General features: G+C 70.1%; 20 protein-coding genes and 1 pseudogene. 11 read left to right on the top strand and 10 right to left on the bottom strand.

The window, feature by feature from the left end; genetic code table 11:
• Positions 1–44: 44 nt before the first annotated feature.
• On the bottom strand, positions 45–1013 hold the full coding sequence (locus VZQ01_RS12735; RefSeq protein ID WP_223746250.1) for a PGAP1-like alpha/beta domain-containing protein: 969 nt from the start codon (positions 1011–1013) through the stop codon (positions 45–47).
• Here VZQ01_RS12735 and speD point away from each other — a divergent pair.
• From speD to VZQ01_RS12700, 7 genes are all read left to right on the top strand, one after another.
• On the top strand, positions 895–1521 hold the full coding sequence (gene speD / locus VZQ01_RS12730) for an adenosylmethionine decarboxylase (protein WP_370641930.1): 627 nt from the start codon (positions 895–897) through the stop codon (positions 1519–1521). The two genes, VZQ01_RS12735 and speD, sit on opposite strands and share 119 nt — an antisense overlap.
• On the top strand, positions 1518–3419 hold the full coding sequence (locus VZQ01_RS12725) for a DUF4178 domain-containing protein (RefSeq protein ID WP_426747946.1): 1902 nt from the start codon (positions 1518–1520) through the stop codon (positions 3417–3419). Before speD ends, VZQ01_RS12725 begins: the two co-directional genes overlap by 4 nt.
• A 30-nt stretch (positions 3420–3449) precedes the next feature.
• Positions 3450–3611, top strand: coding sequence for a hypothetical protein (locus VZQ01_RS12720; protein WP_223746253.1), 162 nt, complete (start codon positions 3450–3452; stop codon positions 3609–3611).
• Positions 3611–3838 carry a DUF350 domain-containing protein gene (locus VZQ01_RS12715; protein ID WP_046711323.1) on the top strand — a complete coding sequence of 76 codons (228 nt, stop codon included), beginning with the start codon at positions 3611–3613 and terminating at the stop codon, positions 3836–3838. Before VZQ01_RS12720 ends, VZQ01_RS12715 begins: the two co-directional genes overlap by 1 nt.
• A gap of 48 nt (positions 3839–3886) precedes the next feature.
• Positions 3887–5383 carry a polyamine aminopropyltransferase gene (locus VZQ01_RS12710; protein ID WP_426747945.1) on the top strand — a complete coding sequence of 499 codons (1497 nt, stop codon included), beginning with the start codon at positions 3887–3889 and terminating at the stop codon, positions 5381–5383.
• Positions 5374–7005 carry an FAD-dependent oxidoreductase gene (locus VZQ01_RS12705; RefSeq protein WP_426747944.1) on the top strand — a complete coding sequence of 544 codons (1632 nt, stop codon included), beginning with the start codon at positions 5374–5376 and terminating at the stop codon, positions 7003–7005. Before VZQ01_RS12710 ends, VZQ01_RS12705 begins: the two co-directional genes overlap by 10 nt.
• Before the next feature lie 179 nt (positions 7006–7184).
• Positions 7185–9542 (top strand): arylsulfatase, encoded by a 2358-nt coding sequence (locus VZQ01_RS12700; protein WP_426747943.1) that lies wholly within the window; start codon positions 7185–7187, stop codon positions 9540–9542.
• A gap of 78 nt (positions 9543–9620) precedes the next feature.
• Here VZQ01_RS12700 and VZQ01_RS12695 read toward each other — a convergent pair whose 3' ends face one another.
• Positions 9621–10787: an acyl-CoA dehydrogenase family protein gene (locus VZQ01_RS12695; protein ID WP_223746257.1), complete on the bottom strand. Its 1167-nt coding sequence runs from the start codon at positions 10785–10787 to the stop codon at positions 9621–9623.
• Positions 10788–10874: 87 nt separating this feature from the next.
• Here VZQ01_RS12695 and VZQ01_RS12690 point away from each other — a divergent pair, with 87 nt between their 5' ends.
• Complete coding sequence (locus VZQ01_RS12690) at positions 10875–11888, top strand: NADP-dependent oxidoreductase (RefSeq protein WP_223746258.1); 1014 nt, start codon at positions 10875–10877, stop codon at positions 11886–11888.
• Positions 11889–11924: 36 nt separating this feature from the next.
• On the opposite strand, the gene VZQ01_RS12685 is transcribed toward VZQ01_RS12690, so the two are convergent.
• From VZQ01_RS12685 to VZQ01_RS12660, 6 genes are all read right to left on the bottom strand, one after another.
• A complete protein-coding gene (locus VZQ01_RS12685) occupies positions 11925–12995 on the bottom strand; it encodes a hypothetical protein (RefSeq protein WP_426747942.1) in 1071 nt (356 codons plus the stop codon).
• Between the two features lie 88 nt (positions 12996–13083).
• Positions 13084–13428: a hypothetical protein gene (locus VZQ01_RS12680; RefSeq protein ID WP_426747940.1), complete on the bottom strand. Its 345-nt coding sequence runs from the start codon at positions 13426–13428 to the stop codon at positions 13084–13086.
• Positions 13429–13529: 101 nt separating this feature from the next.
• The gene (locus VZQ01_RS12675; protein WP_426747939.1) at positions 13530–14135 is read right to left on the bottom strand and encodes a hypothetical protein; all 606 of its coding nucleotides are present in this window, start codon (positions 14133–14135) and stop codon (positions 13530–13532) included.
• A gap of 6 nt (positions 14136–14141) precedes the next feature.
• Entirely contained in the window at positions 14142–16709 is a 2568-nt protein-coding gene (locus tag VZQ01_RS12670; protein ID WP_426747938.1) for a BamA/TamA family outer membrane protein, read from the bottom strand.
• A 255-nt stretch (positions 16710–16964) separates the two neighbouring features.
• Positions 16965–17276, bottom strand: a complete 312-nt coding sequence (locus tag VZQ01_RS12665) for a hypothetical protein (protein WP_426747937.1) — start codon at positions 17274–17276, stop codon at positions 16965–16967.
• A complete protein-coding gene (locus VZQ01_RS12660; RefSeq protein ID WP_426747936.1) occupies positions 17273–18721 on the bottom strand; it encodes a DUF6209 family protein in 1449 nt (482 codons plus the stop codon). Before VZQ01_RS12660 ends, VZQ01_RS12665 begins: the two co-directional genes overlap by 4 nt.
• A 176-nt stretch (positions 18722–18897) precedes the next feature.
• Here VZQ01_RS12660 and VZQ01_RS12655 point away from each other — a divergent pair.
• From VZQ01_RS12655 to VZQ01_RS12645, 3 genes and pseudogenes are all read left to right on the top strand, one after another.
• A pseudogene (locus VZQ01_RS12655) lies at positions 18898–20200 on the top strand (AHH domain-containing protein).
• 1 nt (position 20201) lies between these two features.
• Complete coding sequence (locus VZQ01_RS12650; protein WP_426747935.1) at positions 20202–20780, top strand: imm11 family protein; 579 nt, start codon at positions 20202–20204, stop codon at positions 20778–20780.
• Between the two features lie 98 nt (positions 20781–20878).
• Entirely contained in the window at positions 20879–21358 is a 480-nt protein-coding gene (locus VZQ01_RS12645) for an SgcJ/EcaC family oxidoreductase (RefSeq protein ID WP_141328359.1), read from the top strand.
• A gap of 7 nt (positions 21359–21365) precedes the next feature.
• Here the strand turns inward: VZQ01_RS12645 and VZQ01_RS12640 are convergent, their stop codons facing one another.
• Together VZQ01_RS12640 and VZQ01_RS12635 are read right to left on the bottom strand one after the other, a co-directional pair.
• A complete protein-coding gene (locus VZQ01_RS12640) occupies positions 21366–22718 on the bottom strand; it encodes a sigma-54-dependent transcriptional regulator (RefSeq protein WP_426747934.1) in 1353 nt (450 codons plus the stop codon).
• Between the two features lie 352 nt (positions 22719–23070).
• Entirely contained in the window at positions 23071–24282 is a 1212-nt protein-coding gene (locus tag VZQ01_RS12635; protein ID WP_426747933.1) for a sensor histidine kinase, read from the bottom strand.
• Positions 24283–24557: the final 275 nt, after the last annotated feature.

The following is a 24557-nucleotide window of genomic DNA, read 5'->3' as shown; positions in this document are numbered from 1 at the left end:
CGTCGCCCCCCGCCCCGGACGTCCACCGCAGGGCACAATCCCCCTCAGCGGGGCTCGAGCGCCAGTGCCACCATCACCTCGGTGAGGTCCCCCGGGTGGTAGCGGCTGAAGCCCGGGAAGGCGCGCAGCGCGGCCTCCGCGTGGTCCATGTCCGACAGCCGCACCAGGCCCGCCCCCGGCACCTCCGCGTCCAGCGCCGTCACCATGCCGTCGGACGCGTACTGGTAGCGCTCGTCCAGGTAGCGCTGCAGCGCGTAGAGCGACGACAGCCTCGACAGGCGCGAGGTGGCGAGCGCCACCGTGGGGATGTCCAGGGGGTAGGGGTGCCGGCGGATGAACTCCATGCGCTTCGTGTAGGACAGCTCCTCCACCGAGCGCGACACCCCGTGGAACAGCAGCGGGAAGGCGAAGTCGATGAGCCTGCGCATCTCCGGCGTGGTGGACAGGTCGTGCGCGATGGGCGAGCCGCCGTACGGCGCCTGCAGCGTCACCACCGCGCGCACCACGCGGCGCAGCTCCGGGTACAGCGCGAGCACCGCCGTGCACTCCACGCCGCCCTTGCTGTGGCCCACCAGCACCACCGAGCGCCCGAAGTGCGCCGCGTCCAGCAGCGCCTCGCGCAGCACCGCGACGTTGTCGAGCAGCAGCCCCTCGGTGTCCACCGGCGCCTCGCGCACGTCCAGGCCCCGGCGCTCCAGCCGCTGCACGTTGTCCAACAGGTACCCGGGCAGCTCGTCGCCCAGCATCCCCCGCACCAGCACGTACTGGTGACGCCACGCCTCCACCGGCAACACCGGCTCGCCGTCCCGCACCCGCGCGAGCAGCGCGTGGAAGCGCGGCGTCAGGTCCACCGACGGAGGCGCGCCCGCCGGCAGGTTCAGGAGCCAGCCAGCCATGCCGCCACAGCCCGGTCCCCACCAGCGCGGCGCGGCGGGAAGTCCTCTCAGACCTCGCGTCAGCCGGGCGATGGCCCCGGGCTCCCGCTCCGGAGAGGGCGTGGGGATGGGGGACACGGGCACTTCGGGGGGCGACGGCTGCGTCATTTCACTTGCGGAGCGTAGCGGCAAGCGCGGGCCGGACGCCAACGAGGGGGCGCCCCGGGGGCACGAGCGGCTTTCGTGCGTCGGGGCTCGTGCTAAAGAGGTGGGCAGAGGCGGGAGGACTTCGAAGCTGACGACCGGACAGGAATGGCTCGTTGACGCGAGCGGCTGCTCGCCTGGGTTGCTCAAGGACGCGGCCGCGTTGGCGGCGCTCTTCGAGGAGCTCATCGTCCTGCTGGACCTGAAGGTCGTGGGTCAGCCGCAGTGGCACGTGTTCCCGGAGCCCGGGGGCATCACCGGCCTGACGTTGCTGGCCGAAAGCCACCTGGCCATCCACACCTTCCCCGAGCATGGCTTCGCCGCGCTCAATGTCTACTGCTGCCGCCCGCGCTCCCGGCCCGACTTCGAGTCGCTGCTGGCCAGGCGCCTGGGCGCGGCCTCATGCGAGGTGCGTGAGCTGAAGCGGGGGGTGATGGCGTGAGTCAGGGGAGGTGTCCGTCGTGCGGCGCGGACGTGGAGTTCACCGCCGGCTCGGCGCAGGTCGTGGTGTGCGGCCACTGCCAGACGGTGGTGGCCCGCAAGGGCGATGACTTCGAGTCGCACGGGAAGATTGGCCGCATCGTCCCCACCGACTCCCCGCTCCAGCTGGGCGCGGAGGGGCGCTACGCGCGCTCGGGCTTCCGGGTGGTGGGCCACCTGCAGAAGGACCATGGCGCGGGCCCGTGGGACGAGTGGTACGTGGAGTTCGACGACGGCCGCGCCGCGTGGATGAGCGAGTCCGAGGGCGCCTTCCACCTGCTGCTCGACGGCGGCGTGGAGGAGGGCCTCCAGCTGGAGGACATGCACCCCGGCCAGCGACTGAAGCTGCGCAACCGCGTCTGGGTGGTGGAGGAGCGTGGCCACGGCACCGTGGTGGCCGCCGAGGGACAGCTCCCCAGCGACGTGGACCCCACGCAGGACTCCTATTACGTCGACGCCACCGGCTCCAACGGCGCCTTCCTCACCCTGGACTTCGGCACCCGCCACCGCGACCCGGAGGTCTTCATCGGGGAGCGGCTCAAGCTGGAGCAGCTGGGCATCCCCGCCGACCAGCTGCGCCCGCGCGCGAAGCGCAAGGTGGACCTGCAGCAGGCGCGCTGCACCGAGTGCAACGGCCCGCTGGAGCTGCGCGCGCCGGACCAGTCGCTGCGCGTGGCGTGCCCGTTCTGCGGCGCGCTGCTGGATGTGCGGAAGGGCAAGCTGTCCTTCCTGCGGCTGCTCGAGAAGCCCGACCATCCGCCCCTCATCCCGCTGGGCGCGAAGGGGACGCTGAAGAACACGGAGTGGATGTGCATCGGCTTCCTCGTGCGCTCGTGCACGGTGGAGGGCGTGCGCTACCCGTGGGAGGAGTACCTGCTGTACCACCGGGCGAAGGGCTTCGTCTGGCTGATGAACTCCAACGGCCACTGGGTGTTCCTGGAGCCGGTGGCCGCCGGTGACGTGTCGCTGGCCCCGCTGACGTCCGCCTTCTTCGACAAGCGGCGCTACAAGGCCTTCCAGAACGTGCACGCGGTGACGGAGACGGTGCAGGGCGAGTTCTACTGGAAGGTGCAGGCCGGCGAGTCCGCCGAGGCCACCGAGTACGTGAATCCGCCGTACTCCCTCAACGTGGACGCCACCGAGGACGAGGTGACGTACACGCATGGCGAGTACCTGGCGCCGGAGGTCATCCAGAAGGCCTTCAACCTGGAGCGGCTGCCGCCCGCCGAGGGCATCCAGCCCAGCCAGCCCAACCCCTTCTCCGAGCGGATGAAGTCCACCTTCCTGTGGTCCTTCATCTGGTTCCTGGGGCTGTTGGTGCTGTCGGGCTTCTTCTCCATCAGCGCGCTGAACCGGGTGGTGCTGGAGGAGGGCGTCAAGCTGCCCCCGGAGGCGATGTCCAACACACCCTCCGCCACGCGCTTCAGCGCGCCGTTCGAGCTGACCAAGCGCGGCAACGTGAAGGTGGAGCTGTCCTCGGGGCTGGGCAACAGCTGGATTGGCGTGCAGGGCGACCTGGTGAACCAGGACACCGGCGACGTGACGAGCTTCTACCAGGAGCTCAGCTACTACTATGGCCAGGACAGCGACGGCTCCTGGTCCGAGGGCAGCCCGAGCGAGAGCCTGTACCTGTCCGCGCTCCCCGCGGGGAAGTACGTGCTGCGCACCACGGCGTCCTTCGATGCGTCACCCCAGCCGGTCGACCGCGGCTACCACGTGAAGCTGGTGCACGACGTGCCCAACGGGAGCTGGTTCTGCGTGGCGCTGGTGCTGCTGCTGCTGGGGCCGGTGTTCGCGTTCTTCCGCTCGCACAACTTCGAGACGCGCAGGTGGGCGGACAGCAACCTGGGCAATCATTAGGCTCGCGATGGCACGACACGGAGGCGGGGCATGAAGTGGTTCGGAGGCGTGGTGCTCGCGGCGTACGCGACCATGATGTTGACCGCGTGGTCGCCGTTCACGCGTGAAGAGAAGGACCGGGTGCCGGGCACCGTGAAGCGCGGCCCGGGCGGCATCCTGCTGTGGACTGGTGGTTTTCAGGGAGGGAAGTGATGCTGTTACTCGGCGTCGTCGTGAGCTGGCAGGGTGTGCTGGCGAGCGTCATCTATTCGCTCATCGGCCTGGCGGTGTTCGTGGCGGGCTTCTACGTCATCCGCCTCATCATGCCGTTCGACGTGCACAAGGAGCTGGAGGTCGACCAGAACACGGCGGTCGGCATCGTCATCGGCTCGTTCATCCTCGGCCTGTCCATCATCGTGGCCGCGGCCATTGGTGGTTGACGGGGCCGTTTGCCGTCGGGTGGACCGACGCGGCCGTGAAGTGACGACGTGAACAAGACGCTGCTGTACATCACCGTCATCGTCATCGCGACGTGCGGGCTCGTCTACGAGCTCGTCGTCGGGGCGCTGGCCAGCTACCTGCTGGGCGACTCCATCACCCAGTTCTCCACCGTCATCGGTGGCTACCTCTTCGCGATGGGCATCGGCAGCTACCTGTCGCGCTACATCGACAAGGGGGTGGCCCAGCGCTTCGTGGAGGTGGAGCTGGCGGTGGCGCTCCTGGGCGGCATCTGCGCGCCGGTGCTGTTCCTCACCTTCACGCTGACGGACATGTTCCAGGTGGCGCTGTACGGCAGCGTCATCGTCATCGGCGCGCTGGTGGGGCTGGAGATTCCGCTCCTCTTGCGCATCCTCAAGGACCAGCTGAAGTTCAAGGACCTGGTCAGCCAGGTGCTGTCGCTCGACTACCTGGGCGCGCTGGCGGCGAGCGTCGCGTTCCCGTTGCTCCTGGTGCCCAAGCTGGGGCTGGTGCGCACCTCGCTGTTGTTCGGCATCCTGAACGCGGCGGTGGGCCTGTGGAGCACGTGGCTCCTGGCGCCGCTGCTGGGCAACCCGCTGCGCCTGCGCATCAAGGCGGTGGTGCTGACGGTGTTCCTGGTGGTGGGCTTCGCGCTGGGGGACAGGCTGACGACGTTCTACGAGGACCAACTCTACGCGGACGACGTGGTGCACGCGTCCAGCTCACCGTACCAGCGCATCATCCTGACGCGCGGCAAGCGGGGCTTCTCGCTGTTCCTCAACGGCAACCTCCAGTTCGCGAGCCTGGACGAGTACCGCTACCACGAGTCGCTGGTGCACCCGGCCATGGTGCGCGCGGGCAAGGTGGAGCACGTGCTCATCCTGGGCGGTGGCGACGGGCTGGCCGCGCGCGAGGTGCTGCGCTACCCGGAGGTGCGCTCCGTGACGCTGGTGGACCTGGACCCGGCCATCACGGGCCTCGCCATGCGCTTCGACGAGCTGGTGAAGCTCAACCACCACTCGCTGACGGATGCGCGCATGCGCGTCATCAACACGGACGCGATGCAGTTCCTGATGGAGGGGACGCAGCAGTACGACGTGGTCATCGTCGACTTCCCGGACCCGAACAACTTCGCGCTGGGCAAGCTGTACACCACGGGCTTCTACAAGCTGCTCAAGAAGCGGCTGGCGCCCGACGGCGTGGCGGTGGTGCAGAGCACCAGCCCCCTGTTCGCGCGGCGCTCCTTCTGGTGCGTGGAGAACACGCTCAGGGCCGCGGGCTACTGGACGGAGCCCTACCACGCGCTGGTGCCGTCCTTCGGTGAGTGGGGCTACGTGCTGGTGGCGCACGAGGCGCCCGGGCACCACCGCGCGCTGCCGGAGGGGCTGCGCTTCTTGGACCTGTCCACGCTGGAGTCGCTGACGCGCTTTCCTCCGGACATGGGCCCGCTGCCCACGGAGGTGAACCGGCTCAACAACCAGGTGCTGGTGCACTACTACGAGGAGGAGTGGCGGCGGTGGAACTGACGCGGCGGGAGCTCATCGCCGCGTTCCTGGGCTCGGCGGTGGCCAGCGCGTGCAAGCGCGAGGCGCCCCGCGCGCCCATCCCCGGCGCCGTGGTGGACCGGGCGGTGGAGGTGGGCCACAAGCTGCGCGGCGGCCCGCTGCCCTCCGCCCAGACGGTGGAGCCGGTGGACGTGCTGGTGGTGGGCGGCGGCATCGCCGGCCTGTCCGCCGCGTGGCGGCTGATGGGCGCGGGCGTGAGGGACGTGCGCGTGGTGGAGCTGGAGGCGGACGTCGGCGGCACGTCGCGCTCCGGCCGCAACGCGGTGACGGCCTTCCCCTGGGGCGCGCACTACCTGCCGGCGCCCACGGAGGACCGCGGCCCGGTGATGCGGCTCTTGCGCGAGATGGGCGCGGTGTCGGGCGTGGACGCGCAGGGGCTGCCGACGTTCGAGGAGACGCTGCTCATCCAGGAGCCGGACGAGCGCCACTTCTACCGGGGCCACTGGTACGAGGGGCTCTACCTGCGCGTGGGCGCGACGGCCCAGGATTTGGCCGAGCTGGAGCGCTTCGACGCGCGGATGAACGCCTTCGCCGCCGCGCGCGACGCGAAGGGGCGCAAGGCGTTCGCGGTGCCCACGTCGCGCTCCAGCGACGACGCGGAGTGGACGGCGCTGGACTCGCTGAGCATGGCGCACTGGCTCGAGCGCGAGGGCTTCCACTCCGCGCGGCTGAAGTGGCTGGTGGACTACGCGTGCCGCGACGACTACGGCGCCACGTCCGAGCACGTCTCCGCGTGGGCGGGCATCTGGTACTTCGCCGCGCGCCAGGACGGGCAGGGCGAGCGCAGCGAGGGCTTCCTGAGCTGGCCCGAGGGCAACGGACGGCTGGTCCAACAGCTGTCGAGCTCGCTGCCGCCGCGCGCGGTGGAGCGCGACGTGCTGGTGCACACCGTGACGCCCTCGGTGAAGGGGTGCCGCGTGGACGCGCTGGATGCGCGCACGGGCCAGCCGCGCTCCTTCCAGGCGCGTCAGGTGGTGCTGACGTGTCCCCGCTTCATCGCCGCGCACGTGGTGGCGCCGTGGCGCGCGCAGCGGCCCGCGTGGCTGTCCGCGTTCACCTACGCGCCGTGGGTGGTGGCGAACCTGACGTTGTCCTCGCCGCCCGTGTCCCGGGGCTTCCCGCTCGCGTGGGACAACGTGTTCCAGGAGAGCAAGAGCCTGGGCTACGTGGTGGCCACGCACCAGCGGCTGCGCCAGGACGAGAACGGCCCCACGGTGCTCACGTGGTACCTGCCGATGGCGGGCGGGGACGTGAAGGCGGAGCGGGAGAAGGCGCTCTCCGCCAGCTACGCGGACTGGGAGGCACTCGTCATGGCGGACCTGCGCCCCGCGCACCCGGGAATCTCCGCGCAGGCGCAGCGGCTGGAGGTCCAGCGCTGGGGCCACGCCATGGTGCGGCCCACGCCGGGCTTCATCTGGGGCCCGGAGCGCCAGGCCGCGCAGGAGAGCCTGGGGCCCAGCCTGCACTTCGCGCACACGGACCTGGGGGGACTGGCCCTCTTCGAGGAGGCGAACTGGTTCGGGGTGAAGGCCGCGGAGCGCGTGCTGGCGGGACTGGGCGTGGCCTCCGAGAGCTGGCTGTAGCGCGAGTGACGTCCAGGGGCTGTCGAGCCGGGCCCTGCTCGCCCGGCTCCACCCTGGGGACAGCGGTGGCTGTCCGATGCTGTGTCCATTCCTGAGCTTCGGGGCCGGTGCGGTGTCCTCCCGTGACGGGGGCTCGCGGACGCGGCTCGCGGTGTCACGTCTTCTCGGAGGCAAGGGACATGTCGCTCAAGGAATACACGCCGGGCAGTGCCTTTCCCGGCACCATCGGTCGCACGTGGGAGCAGTCCTCACCGGCCTGGCCCCGGCCGCTGCGCGCGAAGGACGGCGCGCCGAACGTCCTCTTCATCGTCCTGGACGACACGGGCTTCGGGCACCTGGGCTGTTATGGCTCGCCCATCCACACGCCGAACCTGGACCGGCTGGCGAAGGGCGGACTGCTCTACAACAGCATGCACACCACCGCGCTGTGCTCCCCCACGCGCTCGTGCATCCTCACCGGTCGCAACCACCACTCCAACGGCATGGCCACCATCACCGAGGTCTCCCTCGGGTATCCCGGCTACAACGGCACCATCCCCTTCGAGAACGGGTTCCTCTCGGAGATGCTGCAGGAGCAGGGATACAACACGTATGCCCTGGGCAAGTGGCACCTGACGCCCGCGGAGCAGACGAGCGCGGCGGGACCCTACAACCGCTGGCCGCTGGGGCGCGGCTTCGAGCGCTTCTACGGCTTCCTCGGCGGCGACACGCACCAGTACTTCCCGGACCTGGTCCACGACAACCACCCGGTGCTCCCGCCGAAGACGCCCGAGGAGGGCTACCACCTCACCGAGGACCTGGTGGACCGCGCCGTGGACTTCATCGCGGACTCCAAGCAGGTGGCGCCGGACAAGCCCTTCTTCATGTACTTCTGCACGGGCGCGATGCACGCCCCGCATCACGTGCCCAGGGAGTGGGCGGACAAGTACAAGGGCCAGTTCGACGACGGCTGGGACGCGTACCGGAAGAAGGTCTACCAGCGCCAGCTGAAGCTGGGCGTGATTCCTCCGGGCACGAAGCTGTCCCGGCACGACCCGGACGTGGCGGAGTGGGAGACGCTGTCCGCCGACGAGCGGCGGCTCTACGCGCGGATGATGGAGGTGTTCGCCGGCTTCCTGGAGCACACGGACCATCACATCGGTCGGCTGCTGAAGTTCCTGGAGGAGACCGGTGAGCTGGACAACACGCTCATCATGGTCATCTCCGACAACGGCGCGAGCGCGGAGGGCGGGCCGCACGGCTCCGTCAACGAGCTGAAGTTCTTCAACAACACGCCCGAGTCGCTGGAGCAGAACCTGGAGGCCATCGACGAGCTGGGCGGGCCCAAGTACTTCAACCACTACTCCTGGGGCTGGGCGTGGGCGGGGGATACGCCGTTCCGCCGGTGGAAGCGGGAGGTGTACCGCGGCGGCACCACGGACCCGTTCCTGGTCCACTGGCCCAAGGGCATCCGCGCGCGCGGCGAAATCCGCTCGCAGTACTGCCACGCCATCGACATGGTGCCCACGGTGCTCGACTGCCTGGGGCTGACGCCGCCGGCCGCGCTGCGCGGGGTCACCCAGTCCCCCATCGAGGGCGTCAGCTTCCGCCACACCTTCGACGACGCTCGGGCGGAGAGCCGGCACCGCACGCAGTACTTCGAGATGTTCAGCAACCGCGCCATCTACCACGACGGTTGGCGTGCGGTGTGCCCCTACCCGGGCCCTTCGTTCACCGAGGCGGGCGAGGGCTTCGGCGAGTCGAAGCTCACCGAGGAGCGGCTGCGCCAGCTCGACGCGGAGGGGTGGGAGCTGTACCACGTGGCGGAGGACTGCTCGGAGACGAAGAACCTCGCGTCCGAGGAGCGGGGCAAGCTCATCGAGATGATTGCCCTCTGGTACGTGGAGGCGGGGCGCTACCAGGTCATGCCGCTCGCGTCGCCCGACCGGGCCGTCTTCTCCGAGGAGCGGCCGCAAATCACCCGGGACCGCAAGCGCTACGTGTACCGCCCGCACACGTCACCGGCGCCGGAGAACGTGGCGGTGCACGTGCTCAACCGGCCACACTCCATCACCGCCAGGGTGGACGTGGAGGGCGACGCGGAGGGCGTGCTGCTCAGCCACGGCGGGCTCACCGGCGGCTACACCTTCTTCATCCAGGACCGGCGGCTGCACTACGTCTACAACTTCGTGGGCGAGCGCGAGTTCCACATCGAGTCCGGGGTGGAGATACCCGAGGGGCCATCCGAGCTGAGGTTCGAGTTCGAGCCCACGGGGGCGCCGGACCTGGCCGAGGGCAAGGGCGCGCCGGGACGCGGGCGGCTGTTCATCGACGGGGAGCTGGTGGCGCAGAGCGACATCGCCGCCACCATGCCGTTGGTCATCAGCCTGGGCGAGGGGCTGACGTGCGGACGGGATGACAACTCCGCGGTGAGCTCGATGTACCGCGCGCCCTACGCGTTCCGCGGCGGCACGCTGCGCGAGGTGGTGGTGGACGTCTCCGGCGAGCACCTGCGCGACGAACAGGCCGAGCGCAAGGCGGCGATGGCCCGGCAGTAGGCATGGGGTGACATGTCGTCGCCCCTCGGGGCCCGGTCTCTTCCCAGCGCTTCAGGGAGGCCGGGCCCCTTTTTCGTGTCACAGCACGGGCGTCGGCGGGTCGAAGCCCAGGAGGATTCCGCCGGTGAGCTCCAGCGTGGGCCGGGCCACCATGGCGTGCTGGGTGAGGGTGTGCACGTCGCGCAGGCAGCGCTGGAGCGCGCTCGTGTGGAAGACGGCGGGGCCTCCCGCGGCCTCGTACATGAGGTCCACGGCGCGCGCGGAGCTTCGTGTGGCGTGGGTCATGGCCAGGCGCAGCTCGGCCCTCGCGCGCACCGAGGCGGGGCCGCGGGAGGCCTCGTCGAAGACGGCGTGAATCGTCTCCAGCGCGAAGGCACGCGAGGAGCGCACGAGGGCCTCGGCCTCGGAGACGGCCTCCTGCACCGCGGGGCGCGCGGCCAGCAGCCTGCGCTCCACCACCACCGTCTTCTGGCGGGCCAGCAGGGTCAGCTCGTCGATGGCGCGCCGGGCGATGCCGAGCGCCACCGCGGGGATGCCCAGGCCGAGCAGGCCGAAGGGGAAGCCATACAGCGGCCGGGCGACGCGCGGGGGCGCGAAGAACGAGAAGCCATGGTCGTCCGGAACGAAGAGGTCCTTCACCTCCATGTCGCCGCTGCCCGTGCCGCACAGGCCCGCGGCGAACCACGTGTCGTGCAGCGTGACGTGCTCGGCGGGGAAGAAGAACAGGCGCGTCTCCGGCACGCCCTCGCGCACCATGCGGGGCTTGCCGCCCTCCGTCACCAGCGCGCCGCCAATCAGCCAGTGGCAGTGCTGACTGCCGCTCGCCCAGGTCCAGCGGCCGGTGACGCGGTGGCCACCCTCGACGCGCTCGGCGCGGCCCAGGGGCGCGGCCACGCCGCCGGTGATGACGTCCGGCCGTGAGAAGATGGCGCGGCCCACGGCCTCCGGGAGCCACGCGGCCGTCAGCGCGGTGGCCGCGCCAATCATCGCGTTCCAGCCCGTGGCGCCGTCCGCGCGCGCGAGCGCCTCGATGACCTGGAACGACAGCGCGGGGTGCAGCTCCAGGCCGCCGTAGGTCTCGGGAATCATCATCCGGAAGACGCCGGCGCGGTTGAGCTCGGAGACCAGGTCCGCGGGCAGGCGGCGCGCGCTCTCGATTTCGGCCGAGCGCTCGGACAGGCGCGGCGCGAGCTCCCGGGCGGTGGCGAGCAGGGGATGGACGGGGGGCGTGGGGAGACTCGTCATGGTGGACAGCCTAGGAAGACATGACTTCCTGTTGCCAGTCGGAGGTGGACGGAAGAAGGTGGGGCGCCTCGAACCCGGAGCCTGTCGATGAGCCCTCTGCCGAGCCGTCACATCGTCCTCGCGCGCCACATTCCCGGGCGTCCGGAGCCGGAGCACTTCCGATTGGAGCCGGTGGAGGTGGGTGAGCCCGGGGAGGGGGAGCTGCGGGTGCGGACGTTGTTCGCGTCGGTGGACCCGGGGACGTTGGCGCGGCTGGGCGGCGTGGACTCGTATGCGCCGGCGTTGAGGCCCGGAGAGGTCATCGGGAGCGCGACGGTGGGCGAGGTGTTGGACTCGCGGGACGCGCGCTACGCGGTGGGGGACGTGGTGGCGGGCGGGTGGGGCTGGCGCGAGCACGCGGTGGTGAGCGCGAAGGGGCTGCGCAAGGTGGAGCGCGGAAGCGAGTCCCTGTCCGCGGAGCTGGGCGTGTTGGGCATCCCGGGGCTGACGGCGTACTTCGGCATCCTGGAGCTGGGGCGCCCCCAGGAGGGCGAGACGGTGCTGGTGTCCTCGGCGGCGGGCGCGGTGGGCTCCGTCGCGGGACAAATCGCGAAGCGTCAGGGGGCGCGGGTGGTGGGCATCGCCGGTGGGGCGGAGAAGTGCCGCTGGGTGAAGGACGCGCTCGGCTTCGACGCGGTCATCAACTACCGGGCGGAGGTGGACCTGGGCGCGGCGATTCGACGCGAGTGTCCACGGGGCGTGGATGTGTACCTGGACAACGTGGGCGGGACGATGCTGGACACGACGCTTGCGTGCATGGCGCTCAGGGGCCGCGTCGTGGTGTCGGGACTGGTGGCGGACTACGGCGTGCCGCCCGAGCAGCGCGCGGGCCTGAAGAACACGCCGTTCCTCATCACCCACAGGCTGCGCATGGAGGGCTTCGTGGTGCTCGACTACTTCGCGCGCTTCGGCGAGGCGCGGACGGCGCTGCGCGAGTGGCTCCAGGACGGCACGCTGAAGCACCGCGAGCACGTGGCGGAGGGACTCGAGTCCGCGCCCGCGCTCTTCGCCGGGCTGTTTCGCGGCGAGAACTTCGGGCGCGCGGTGGTGCGGGTGGGGTGAGGCGCGCCACGGCGTCGCGGCGCGCCTCGGGGGAGGCTAGCCGTTGGGGCCGGGGCAGGTGGGGATGAGCCCGTCCGGGTCGGAGGTCAGGTCGTTGCAGTTGCGGCAGTCGATTGGACAGGACTGGGTCGTCTCGCCACCATTGCAGACGAAGTCACCGCAGCGGGCGCAGTCGCTCCCGCATGTCCTCGAGTTCTCGCTGTTGCTGCAGACCCCATCGCCGCACCAACCGCAGTCATCGGCGCAGGAGGTGGCGGTCTCCCGGGGGCCGCAGATGCCATTACCGCAGACGGTGCAGTCCGAAGGGCAGCTCCGCTCGCCTTCGTGGGCATTGCAGATGTTGTCGCCGCAATAGACATACGCGGCACGGGCCGTGTAGAGCGTCGTGTTCCCTCCCTCCGTGACGATGGCCTTGGCCGCCCACTGGAAGTCGTAGTCCACGGTGTAGGCGTTGGCGTTCCGGGTGTCCTCGTCGTCGTTGAAGATGACGCCCGCTTCCTTGCCGAAGCGGAAGGAGGGCGTCGCGAAGACGCCATAATCGAACTCGAGGATGGGCAGCGAGCTCGCGGGCGTCGTCGCCCCCGTGAAGAGGCAGAAGTACAGGGTCGTGTCCCGGCCCTGCAGGTTGGGCCAGATGTTGGCCGAGTTCGAGTTCGAGTTCATGTTGTCGCGGTCTTCGTTGTCGAAGTAGCGACTGAACTCGGCGCTGCCCGCGGGACAGCTCGCCCCCAGCTTCAGCAGCGCGAAGTTGCTCGACGGGCCCGCGCTGGTCGAGAGCGCCCTGAACTTGTTCCCGTCGACCCGACAGAAGGTGAAGGTGGTGTTGCCGGACCCGTTCACCTGGGTGGCCCCCACCCAGCCGTCGACAAAGCTGGTCTGGCGGCTGTCCTCGTTGTCCATGTGAATCCAGACGGTGGGAGCGAAGGTCGGGCAGCCCGTATCCTTGGGCGCGATGACCCCCACGTCATTCGTGCTCAACGGGGCGGACGAGGAGGCGACGGCCTCGATGCCCGGCTCGAGGTGCGAGGGTTGCAGGTCTTCTTGACCACAGCCCAGTTGCGTGGAGCACAGCGCCCAGACCACGAGTCCACGGACGACATCGCGCATGAATCCCCCCCAGGGGTTTGATTGACAGGCGCAGTCTGGTTGCTTCTGTAGTTTAGTCAATGATTTGTGAGAGGGTTTCCTGGGGCCGTCAGGGCTTGGCAGTGGCGCCGAGGTGGGTGACGTAGCGCGTCGGGATGCCGGAGGGCGTCCAGGGACCCGACGTGTGCTCCGTGTCCACCGCGATGATGACGATGTCCTTTCGCTGCCCCAGCGCGACGAGCTCGCTGGGGCGCGGCTCCACGGAGCCGGCGGCGCCGCTCACCCCCTCGGGGAAGAAGAGGGCGCGGTCCTTTTCCAGATAGAGCACCGGGATGCTCGCGCCCTGGGCCTCGGCGTCCTCGGGCGCGAAGACATGCACCGTGCTCCCAAGCGACTCCACGCGCAGCCCACAGGACGTGAGCAGGACGGACAGGGTGAGAAGCCAGCGGCGCATGACCATTCTCCGTGCCCCGACGCGAGGCCGGGCACCGCGATTCGTGTGGGACCCATGGGGATGGGCGTGTGTGTCTGTCGTTGCCGGGGCGTCCCTCCGCCTCAGGTGGGCGGAGCGACGTCGCAGCGCCCGGAGGCGCGTCGGGTGAGGTCTTCCGCGACGGAGCGCAGCAGCGTCCCCGTCAGGCTGCTGCGGCCTGCCTCTGCCTCTTCATCCTTCCACCGCAGCCACGAGGCCATGCGTCCCAGGCTGGCCGCCGTCACCACGTTCAGCCTCACCTCCACCTGGACGACGAAGCGGTCGCCCACGTCGGGGCGGGACTCCAGCGTCCAGGCGACGCGCTCCAGCTCCAGCGCCGCGGGCCCTTGTGGAAGCAGCCGTCCATCCAGCAGGTAGCCCTCACGGCCGTAGCCAATCACCTGCGTGAGCCGCGCGCCGTCCAGCCGGGTGTTGAACCACAGCGTCCTGCGCTTCCACAGCGACAGCTCCACCTCCACCTTGCCCGCCATGCCCAGCCGCACCAGCCGGTCCAGCTCCTCCGAGAGGAAGGCGAAGGCCTCCGGGCGCACCAGCACGCGCCGACCGGAGAGCGTGGCGGTGCAGGCGACGCGAGGCTCCTCCGCCAGGGCCTGGGGCGCGAACAGCCCCAGCGCGGCCACCATCGCCGCGCCGAGCCTGCGTCTGCGGTGTATTCCCGTGCGTGCCATGGGCCTCTAGAACGTCCGCACGAAGAACAGGCGCGCCTCGGGCGTGGCCGTGGCCTTCTCGTCCGTGCGCCACGCGACGTCCATGCGCACGTCGTCGGTGAAGTGGAAGCTCGCGCCCACGCCGAGTCGCGGGTCCGTCCACTCGCCCTCCCCGCGCACCGTGCCCAGGTCCGTGAAGAGGCCGAAGGCATGCCACCGGTACTCGGCGCTCGCGAGCATGGACACGTCGCCCTTGAACTCCTTGAAGCCGAAGCCTCGCAGCGCCGTCCACCCACCGAGCGCCTCGCGCTTCTGCTCAGGCAGGTTGTCACCGCCCGCGCCCCGCAGGCGCAGCCGCAGCCCCGTCTTCGCGCTGGTGGGCACCACCAGGGAGGCGTCGCCCACCAGCTTCCAGAACCGCTCGTCCGCGCCGGTGGTCGCCGGCCCCTCGCCCACCTCCAGCGTCATGAAGGCGTGCAGGAACGGGCGGTGGTCCCAGTCCCCGTCAATGTCGAGCAGCGCCGTCTCCGGCGTGCGGAACAGCGAGCCCACCTTCGTTCCGCGTGGCGCGTTGCTGGCGTACTCCACCCGGGCCACCACGGACTGGAAGCGGCCCTCCGTCACCGGCGCGTTGGGGAAGGGCGGCGAGTCGCGGCGGAACAGCGACAGCGGCGGGGAGAAGCTGCGCAGCGTCTCGTAGCGGTCCGAGTGGTACTCGACGCCCGCGAGCCAGTCGGACCAGCGGAAGGTGGCGAAGCCCGCCACGCCCTTGCGGCGGAAGTAGTCGCGGTCCGGCCGGTTGATGAGCGCCGAGTACAGCGACGAGTCGATGTCGCTCATCCGCCAGCGGTCCAGCGTGTCGGTGAAGTCGTGCGCCTGGGCGCCCAGCTCCGCCAGGCCCACCGCTGGAATCTCCACCTTCGCGCCGCCGAGCAGGTTCACCCGGCGCTGCCGCTTCGTGCCCTCGGGGTCGTCGGGGATTTTCTGGCCGCCCAGTCGCAGCGCCAGGAACGCGGCGGCGTCGAGCGTGGTGTGGATGCGGTCCTTCCCATCCCAGAGGCGCAGCGAGCCCGCCAGGCCCGGCGCCAGTCCCGTCACCTGCGTGTGGATGGGCAGCAGGGACACGTCGACGTCCGGGCGGCGCGGGCGCACGTGCACCACCAGCTTGCGACCCTCCAGGGTGATGCCGTCCCCGTCGCGGCCGTGGCGCCAGGACTCGAAGAGCTCGCCCCAGCTCAGCTCGACCTCGACGTTGTCGCGGCGGCGCTTCTCCTTCCGCTTCTGCTCCTGCGTCCGGTAGTGGCGCACGCCATCGGCGGTGCGCTCCTCGACGATGCGCGCGTCGCGGCGCCGGGCCGCGTCCCGGGAGTCGGTGTCCACGCTCTTCGCCTCCAGGAACGGCAGGCGGGCCTCCAGCCGCTCCATGGCGCGGCGCGCGTCGCTGCGCAGGAAGACGTCTCCGGGCTTGAGGTCCAGCGCGTCGCGCACGCGGTCGGCGATGGCGCCCTCCACGCCCACCACGTCCACGGCCTCCAGTCGTCCCTCGTCCACGATGACGGTGAGCTTGCCGTCCGGCGTCAGCGTCCCCGAGAGGCTCGCGAGCATGTAGCCGTCCGAGCGCAGCTCCCTCAACGCGCGCTGCAGCGCGGCCGTCACGCCGCCGAGGACGATGCCCGGGCGATACGTGTCCTTGTCCATTCGGGCCAGCCACTCGCGGGGCGGGTGCTGGGGCGGGCAGGGCCTGGTGACGGTGAGCGTGCCGCGCGCGCCGTTCACCCGAAGGGTGGCGACGAACTCCTCGTCCTCCTCGTCGCCGTCCTCGTCCGGGTAGCGCGGCGGCAGGTGGAGCAGCTCCTCCAGGATTTCATCGAGCTGGAGGTCCCGCAGGCCCTCGACCTCCACCTGGGTGACGATGGGGTGCTCCTCCAGGTGGATTTCGAGCACCGCGGCGCCGTGCTCGGTGACGCGCACGCGGGGCTCCACGCGGGAGAACAGGCCCGTGCGCGCGAGCCGGCGCAGCGTCTGCCGGAGATTCGCCGGCGTGGGCGTGCTGCTCTCCTCCGGGGTGGGACGGATGAAGGCGCGGACCTGGGCGTCCGTCAGCCGATGCAGGCCGTGCAGCTCGAGCGTGGTCGGCGTGAGCGCGCGGCCGTCGACGTCGAGCTGGAGCGGCGCGAGCACGGACAGCTCGTCGCTGTCGTCGTCCTCCAGGTCCTCGTCCTCGCACAGGTCGCGCTGCTCGCGTGACGCGTCCTTGCGGCCGTCGCGCGACTTCTTGCCGCGCTTCGAGCGCTGGTGCTCGGCGCGTGTGTCCTCCTCGGACGTCTTCACGCGGAGCTGGCCGTAGTCGCCCTCGGGCTCGGTGTCCTCGGGCTCGGACGCGTGCTTGTCGTCACGCTCGTCGTCGGCTCGCGGGTCGCGCCCCTCGGGCAGGGCGGCGCTCCCTGGACTCGCCGTGGTGGCGGGGCCAGGCGTGGTGGAGGAGGGCGTGTCGACGGCCTGGGGCTCGGAGGCGACGCCAGCGTCCGGCATGGACTGGGCGCCGGAGGCGAGGGAGACGAGGCAGGAGAGAAGCGCGAGGCGGTTCATGCGCATGGGACAGAGCACGCTGCGTTCCAGCCGCCGCGTCGTGACAAGTGCTTGAAAGGACGAGGGCCGGCCAGCCGTGTCGATGTCATGGGCACATCCTGATGTCGAATCCGGATGTGATACTGACATCGCGCCCCGCGATTGCGGCACGTCTTCACGCCTGTCCCGAGGGAGCACTCCGGGTCCCGGAGGCTCGCGCTGTCGGAGGACGTGGGTGTGTCAGACGGGGCGCGGCCTTCCGGCCCGGCGTCCCGCTTCGTCTCAGCCCGGGAACTCGGCCTGGTGCGCGTCCCACCACTTCAGCCAGCCGCGCCGGTTCGCCTCCAGGTCCCCCACGACGCCCTCGCCGAAGGTGGTGACGCCGGTGATGCGGCGCAGCGCCGCGCCCCAGAACACGCTGCCGTGGCGATAGCGCTCGATGATGAGCGGCACCGCCGCGCGCCCGAGCCCCACGAGCGACTCGAAGGACGGATGCTGGACGAACACGAAGGGATTGGATGCCTCCAGGTGCTCCTCGCAGTGCCGCTCCCACTCCGCGGCCAGGGCGTCGAAGCGCTCGCTGGACGGGCTCATGACACGCTCACCGACCGGGGCCGCACGTAGACTCGCACGGGCGCACCATACGAAGGCCCGGTGAGGTCGTCAGCGCTGTTGTGACGGATGAGCGGCTGGGTGCCGATCTTGCTCGTGAAGCGGCCCTGCTCGTCCATCAGCGCGCCGTGCGTCACCTCGAGCGGGCCGTTGCCCGTCACCGGCTTGCGGCCGTAGATGACCACCTTCTCCAGCGTGGGGTCGTGGCTCAGGTCCAACGTGTCGAGCGGCTGGTAGCCCTGCTGCGCGTAGAGCTTGTCGAAGTCCTCCACGCGCGTGCCCGGCCAGACCCACTCGTTGCGGTTGCCCAGCGTCCACGCGATGCAGTTGTAGCGCTGTGACGAAGGGCCGATTCCCACGAACTTGTCAGCGCTGAGGTTGGGGAAGCTCTTGCTGCGCAAGAGCTCGTTCTTCCAGCCCGGCTCCGCGTCGTCGCGCGTGACGCCCACGGAGAACTTGAAGTTCTGCCCGTTGGCGGAGTCCCACGTCGTGTTGTCGTCCGCCTTGCCGCGGAACCAGACCTGCACGTCCGTGGCCTCGAAGGGCACGCGGACCGAGGGCATGAACGCGCCGCCCTCGCCGCCGTCCTGGGCCTGCAGGTCCAGCGGGAACTCCAGCGGCGGCTCGCCGTTGAAGGAGACGCAGGCGACGACCTCGGTGGGCGTCTTGCCGCCCGCGAGCGACTTGAGCCGGTCCTGGTCATACGCGAGCTGCAGCTTGTCGCCCGCGCGCAGCGTGCCGTCCACCTGCGTCTGGAAGTCGTCCGTGAAGGACACCGTCGCGCCCTCGGCGGAGGCGATGGAGGCGTCGCTGCTCGGGTCCCACTGGTTGCTGGTGCGCCCGGATGCGTCCGTGGTGCGGAAGGAGATGCGCACCAGGCCCGTCGCGTCCGGGGGGAGGTCGAAGGTGCCCGGCTGGAGGTTCAGCCGGCCCTGTGCGTCGCGCGTGCCGTCCGACATGGGGACGACGTTCTCCGCGCCGCCGGGGACCAGCCGCCACACCAGCTCCACCTTCTGGTACTGCGACGAGAAGCGCGCCGGGTCCGCCGTCACCGTCAGCGGCTTGCCCGCCTCCGCGTGGAAGGAGGGGCCACGGCCCGAGCCGGTGGGCAGGTGGACCTGTCCCTGGCCCTCCACGTGCGCCGTGGCGGTGCGCTTGCCCGAGCCGAAGTGGGCCGAGTACCCCGTGGCCGCGTGGAGCTGGGGCTGGATGTCCGCGGCCTTGGAAGGCAGGGCGACCGCCGCCGTCGGGAGCGCGGTGCCCAGGAGGGACGCGTTGGGGCGGGCGGCGCGCGACTCGAACTGGTCGACCTGGGCGCGGGTCTGGGAGGGCTTGTCGCCGGTGGCCCGGGCCGCCCGCTCGCGCTCCGGGGTGAGGCCCGTCTGCGCGGTGGGGACGAAGGTGGGGCGGCCGATGCGGTTCGACATGGGGCGACTCTTCCTGTGAGGCGGTCTGGGGGTGGCCGCATGGGATTATCGCCCCGGGGCTTCCTGGGTTTCCTGCTCACTGGGAGTCGCACGGGGAATGCCGTTGAAGTTGCTGGACACTGGACCCAGGATGCCATCCGCCCTGGATTTCGGGAGATTCACCTTCGGGGGACTCTATGAGGTGGGTTGGGATACTCCCGCTGCTGTTGCTCACGGCCGGTTGTGCCACCGGCCGCGTCGTCCATCTCGACACGGGGAGCGGTCAGCGGGTCGTCCACGAGTCCGTGGACGTTGACCCGGTCGAGGTCACCGAGGATGAGTTCAAGTCCGCCCTCACGGCACTCATCCTCGACCTTCGGATGGACGTCGCCTTTCGCGAAGCGGACGAGGCCGACCAACGAGGTTGGGTGCGGTCCAGGACGCTGCTCGTGTCCTCGAAGGGCATTGTGGACTCAGGCCATGGAGGCTCGCCCGAGTCGCTGTCCGCGCGCATCTGCCCTGATGGCGATGAGTGCCTGACCCTCGTTGGGGCAACGGGTCTGACCTTCTCTCGCAGGGACCGGACGTTGATGGCGCTGTCGTTTCGCGCTCGATACTGTTTGGGAGAGCGTCGAGGTGGAGGTCGGCAAGGTGCTGAACCCGGCGGCACTCAAGGCCCTGCTGACCTCGGCTGCTTTGACAGTGCTCCTCACGATGGCTCTTCCTGAGCCCATCACGAAGGTCATCGCGGTGGCGTTGACGGCGGCGATGGTGGCCTACCTGGGCGTCCTGCCGGTCTGGGAGATCGGCCGGGGCTTCGTGAGGTTGTGGGACGACGCGGAGCGAGCAACGAGCGTCATCGAGTTGCAGGACATCGGGCATCGGTTCGGGAGGGTGTTGGGGACGAACGGCACGCGCGTCCTGGTGCTGCTCGTCACCGCGGCGCTGGGCGGCAAGAACGCCATGGCGGCTCAAGGTCCGAAGCTCCCTGGCTTCTCGCAAGCCGTGGTCCGAGCGCGGGCTGAATCGGGGTTCCAGCTCGGAGCGGCGATGAATGGCGGTGTGACTTCGATGGCGCTTCCCGCCGCCGGCGTGCTCCATGTCGCGCTGGCGCCTGGCGCAGCCGCTGCCCTGGCGATGTACTCGGATGGGCGGATTCCCGGTGACGAGGTCGGGCCTGTTCACCACATCTGCACGAACAAGAACCCGATTTCGGATGCAACAGGGGGGCCTTGGACGCCTCAGTGCCTGAAGATATTCGAGAAGGCAGGCATGTCTCTCGAGGACGTGGCAAATAAAGTGCGGCTCAATGGCCACGAGGGGCCTCATCCTGAGCTGTATCACCGAGCGGTGATCCGGCGCCTCGAGCTTTCGGTTTCGCGCTGCCGAACCACGGAGGCCTGCCGGGCCAGTTTGACGAAGGAACTTGCGAAGATAGCCAACGAGCTTCTGACGCAGGGCTCCGACTTGCGGAGCTTCATTGTGAAGGTGGAGGGGTGAGGTGGAGCGCCATTTCTATTCGGTGGAGCTTGGAGATGTGCCCCGGTGGCTACTGGAAACGCCGACGCGGGATTCTGGCGATGCGTTTGACGAGCCTTGGATGTTCGCGGATGGCCGCGTGCTTCCAGACCTTGGACCTCTCAAGGCACGCATCGCACATCCCGGTAGGAAAAGGGCGTTTGCTTTTTCTGTGATTGAAGCAGCCCCCATCGTCAGCGATGCCGTCGCGAACGTCTTCCAGACACTGGCTCCAGAGGACGTCCAGCTTCTTGAGGTGTCCATCGAGGGGGAGCCCGAACGGTACTTCGTTGTCAATGCAACCAAGGTCGTTGATGCCATCGATGAGGCACGGTGCAGCGAGGTGCATCATTACGACGACCATCCCCCTGGATTTGAAGGGGAGTACAACTGGATCTACGGGCTTCGCATCGACCCCTCGAAGACCGAGGGCGCGCAGGTCTTCCGGCTGAAGAAGTTCAAGGTCGCGCTCGTTGTTTCCGAAGACATCAAGAACGCACTCGAAGGAGTCGGGAACCTTGGAGTGTCATTTGAACGCGTGACGGGCCCCAGCGAAGGATAGAATGGCACGCCAAGGCCACCACCCACCCCGAGAACCCTCTGATGCTCGCTGACCTGCTCCCCGAACTGCCCCTCGACACCGCCCGGAGGTTTCGGGTGATGACCGCGTGCGCATGGCTGATGTTCCCCCTGGCGTGTTCACACGTGGACCACACGCGGGACGAGCAGCGGATTCGTGAGCAGGTGGACGCGCAGACGGCGGCTTGGAACCGCCAGGACGCGGTGGTGTGGTCCCAGGACTTCGCGCCCGACGCGGACTTCATCAACATCGCGGGGACGATGTTCGAGGGGAAGGCTCAGATCCAGGAGCGCCACGCGGCCATCTTCGAGTCGCTGTTCAAGGGCAGCCAGAGCAAGGTGACGGTGCGCCGCATCTCCTTCGTCGGCGACGACGTGGCGGTGGTGGACACGACGCACGAGGTGACGGGCCATCCGGGCCTTCCTCCGGGCGTGCAGAACACCGAGCCGGGAGTCCTGAGGACGCAGATGCGCTACGTGATGCAGCGCTCGGCGGACGGCGCGTGGCGCATCGTCGCGGGGCAGAACACGGACGTGAAGCCGCGGCCCGCGGCTCCGTGAGGCGCGTTCAGCTCACGGGAAGGCCGAGCGCCTTGATGCGGCGATAGAGGTTTCCCCGGTCCACCTGGAGCAGCCGCGCGGCGCCCGCGATGCTCTCGCCTTCCTGGAGCGCGGCGCGGATGAGCTCGCGCTCGAAGTCCTCGACGTGCTCGCGGTAGCTCTTCTCTCCCACGCTGGCGCGCTTGGGCGTGGGGGAGGCGAGGGGGCCGGAGACGGCCTCCGGCCCGAGCACCATCGGCCCGTCGCCGCGCAGCAGGTTGAGCCGCTCGATGACGTTGCGCAGCTCGCGCACGTTGCCGGGCCACGGGTAGGCGCGCAGGGCCACCTCCGCGCCGGGCGCGAGCGTCAGGGGCACCTCGCGTCCGGCGAACTCCGCGGCGAAGGCGCGGGCGAGGGGGAGCAGGTCCTCGGGGCGCTCGCGCAGCGGCGGGATGTGGAGCGGCATCACGTTGAGGCGGAAGAAGAGGTCCTGTCGGAAGCGGCCGTCCTTCACCGCGCGGGCGAGCTCCTGATGGGTGGCGGCGAGCACACGCGCATCCACCGGCACGGGCGCCGAGCCGCCAAGTCGCTCGACCTCGCGTGTCTCCAGCACGCGCAGCAGCTTGGCCTGCAGCTCCAGCGGCATGTCGCCAATCTCGTCGAGGAACAGCGTGCCGCCGTGGGCCTGCTCGATGCGCCCCGCGCGGCGGCTGTGCGCGCCGGAGAACGCGCCCTTCTCGTGGCCGAACAGCTCGCTCTCCAGCAGCGTGGACGGGATGGCCGCGCAGTTGACGGCGACGAGGCGTCCCTTGCGGCCCGAGGCGAGGTGCAGCGCGCGTGCGACGCGCTCCTTGCCGGTGCCGGTCTCGCCGGTGATGAGCACCGCCGTGTCGCTCGGGGCCACGCGGGTGATGAGCCGGCGCAGGGCCTCCATGGCGGGGCTGTCGCCCACGAGGTGTCCAGGGCGGGCGAGCGCGTCCAGCAGTCGCTCTCGCTCCTCCTGGAGCGCGCCGAGCGCCAGTGCGTTGCGCAGCGCCGTGAGGAGTCGCTCGGGGGAAGGGGGCTTCTCCACGAAGTCGGTGGCGCCGAGCTTCAGGGCCTGCGCGGCTTCGGAGGGAGAGGCTTCGCCCGACAGCACGACGACGGGCACGGGCAGGGGGCGGGGCAGTCGCGCGAGGAACTCCAGGCCTGTCTCTCCGGGCATGCGGAGGTCGAGCAACATCATCGCGGGCGGAGCCTCGGGGGCATCGAGGACGCGGGTCGCCTCCGCGGTGGAGCGGGCCTCGACGACAGTGAAGCCCTCGTCGCTCAACAGGCCCCGCAGGGCTTTGAGGACGCCGGGGTCGTCATCGATGACGAGGATGCGAGGGCCGGGCTTCATGACAGGGACACCGGGGGGGGAGGCGCGAGGGAAGACTCCATGTCGCGCGGGAGGCCGCGCAGGGCCTTGAGGGAGCCGGGGTCGTCATCGACGACGAGGATGCGAGGGCCGGGCTTCATGACAGGGACACCGGGGGTGGAGGCGCGAGAGGAGACTCCATGTCGCGCGGGAGGCCGCGCACGGCATCGAGGATGCAAAGAGCATCGTCAGCGACCAGGGGGCGCGAGGCAGGCTTCATGACAGGGACACCGAGGTGGAGGCGCGAGAGGAGACTCCACGTCGCGCAGGAACTCGTGCACGGCTTCGAGGACGCCGGGGTCGTCATCGACGACGAGGATGCGAGGGCCGGGCTTCATGACGGAGACACCTGGGCGGGCGGAGGAACGAGGGGAAGCTCCACGCTCGCGAGCGTACCGCCGCCCGGCGCGGGCTCCAGGCGAAGCTGTCCGCCGTGCTCGTGTGTGATCTTCTGCGAGATGGGAAGTCCGAGCCCGCTGCCCTCGGGCTTCGTGCTGAAGAGTCCACGCGTGAGCGCCGCGCCCTCGAGGACTCCGGGAACGCCGCTGCCGCCATCCGCCACGGTGACGCGCACGCCGCCCGTGGAGGCTGGCTCCAGCGAGACACGCACCGGGGGCGCGCCCTCGGAGGAGGCCTCGGTGGCGTTCTTCACCAGATTGCCGAAGAGGCGGCGCAGTCCATCCGGGTCCGCGCGCAGGGAGACCTCGGGGCCCGCGACCAGCTCCACGGGGACGGCGGAGGTCCGCGCGTACAGCGCGCAGACCTCGGAGAGCAGCGGCCGGAGCGGTACCTCTTGGAAGTGCGGCGCGGGCAGCCTCGCGAAGGTGGAGAAGCTCTGCGTCATGCGCATGAGCAGCTCCACCTCTTCCTGCAGCAGCGCCACGGACTCGGCGATGCGCGTGGTATCCGCGGGAGAGCCAGGGTCCGAGCGCGACAGCCGCGCGAGCGAGAGCTTCATCGCCGTGAGCGGGTTCTTCAGCTCATGGGCCAAGGCGCGCGCCACGTCCTGCCATGCGGCGATCTGCTCGGCGGACTTCGCGCGCTCGCGTTGTGCGACCAGCTCCTGTCCCATCCGGTTGAACTGGCCCAGGAGGAACTGGAGCTCGTCGCGCGGCGGGTCGACGGCAGGCAGACGCACCGACAGGTCGCCACGGGCATAGGCCCACATGCCCTCGGTCAACGTCGTCACCGGCCGGGTCAGCGCGCGGCCGAGCAGCACGGCGGCCAGCGCGAGCACACAGCCCGAGACGAACACGAGCACGGTGATGAACGCGGGGACCCGGCGCGCCAGTGCCCGTCGGGTCAGCTCCGCCTGCGCGAGGTTCAGCCGCGCCTCGTCCAGTGCGTCACGAGAGAGCCCTTGTCGCTCCAGGTTCACGGACACCTCGTCCAGCACGGCCTCCACGGGCGCGACGGAGACGGACAGCACACGCTCCAGGACGCCCTGCGCCACCACGCCCAGCAACACCAGGGGCACGAGTCCCGCCAGGAGCATCACCGCCAGGAGCCGACGACGGAAGCGAGGGGGCGGGGGCGTGGAGGACATGGCGGAAGCTTCGGGAAGGAGGTCGACAGGCGCACTACGCGGGAGCCGCGCCGCGCTTGCAAGCCCCTCCACTTCCCGGCGCGGACTGAATCGCCGCGAGGGCCGGACACACCCTGCCTGGGGCCCTCCACTCCATGGCGTTGCCGGCCTGGTCAGATGCCCGCCTCTCTCTCGTGCTCTCCGTCTGCGTCGCCCACGTGGGAGCGGCGCACCACTCGGCTCATCCGAGTTGATGGCGATGTGGCCTGGACACCTCGCCTCCTCGTGCCCCCACG

Origin of the sequence: Myxococcus faecalis (assembly GCF_050039385.1) — a bacterium.
Taxonomy (GTDB): Bacteria; Myxococcota; Myxococcia; order Myxococcales; family Myxococcaceae; genus Myxococcus; species Myxococcus fulvus.
The sequence above is the reverse complement of the archived record's forward strand: the minus strand, read 5'-3'. Positions and strand labels throughout refer to the sequence as shown.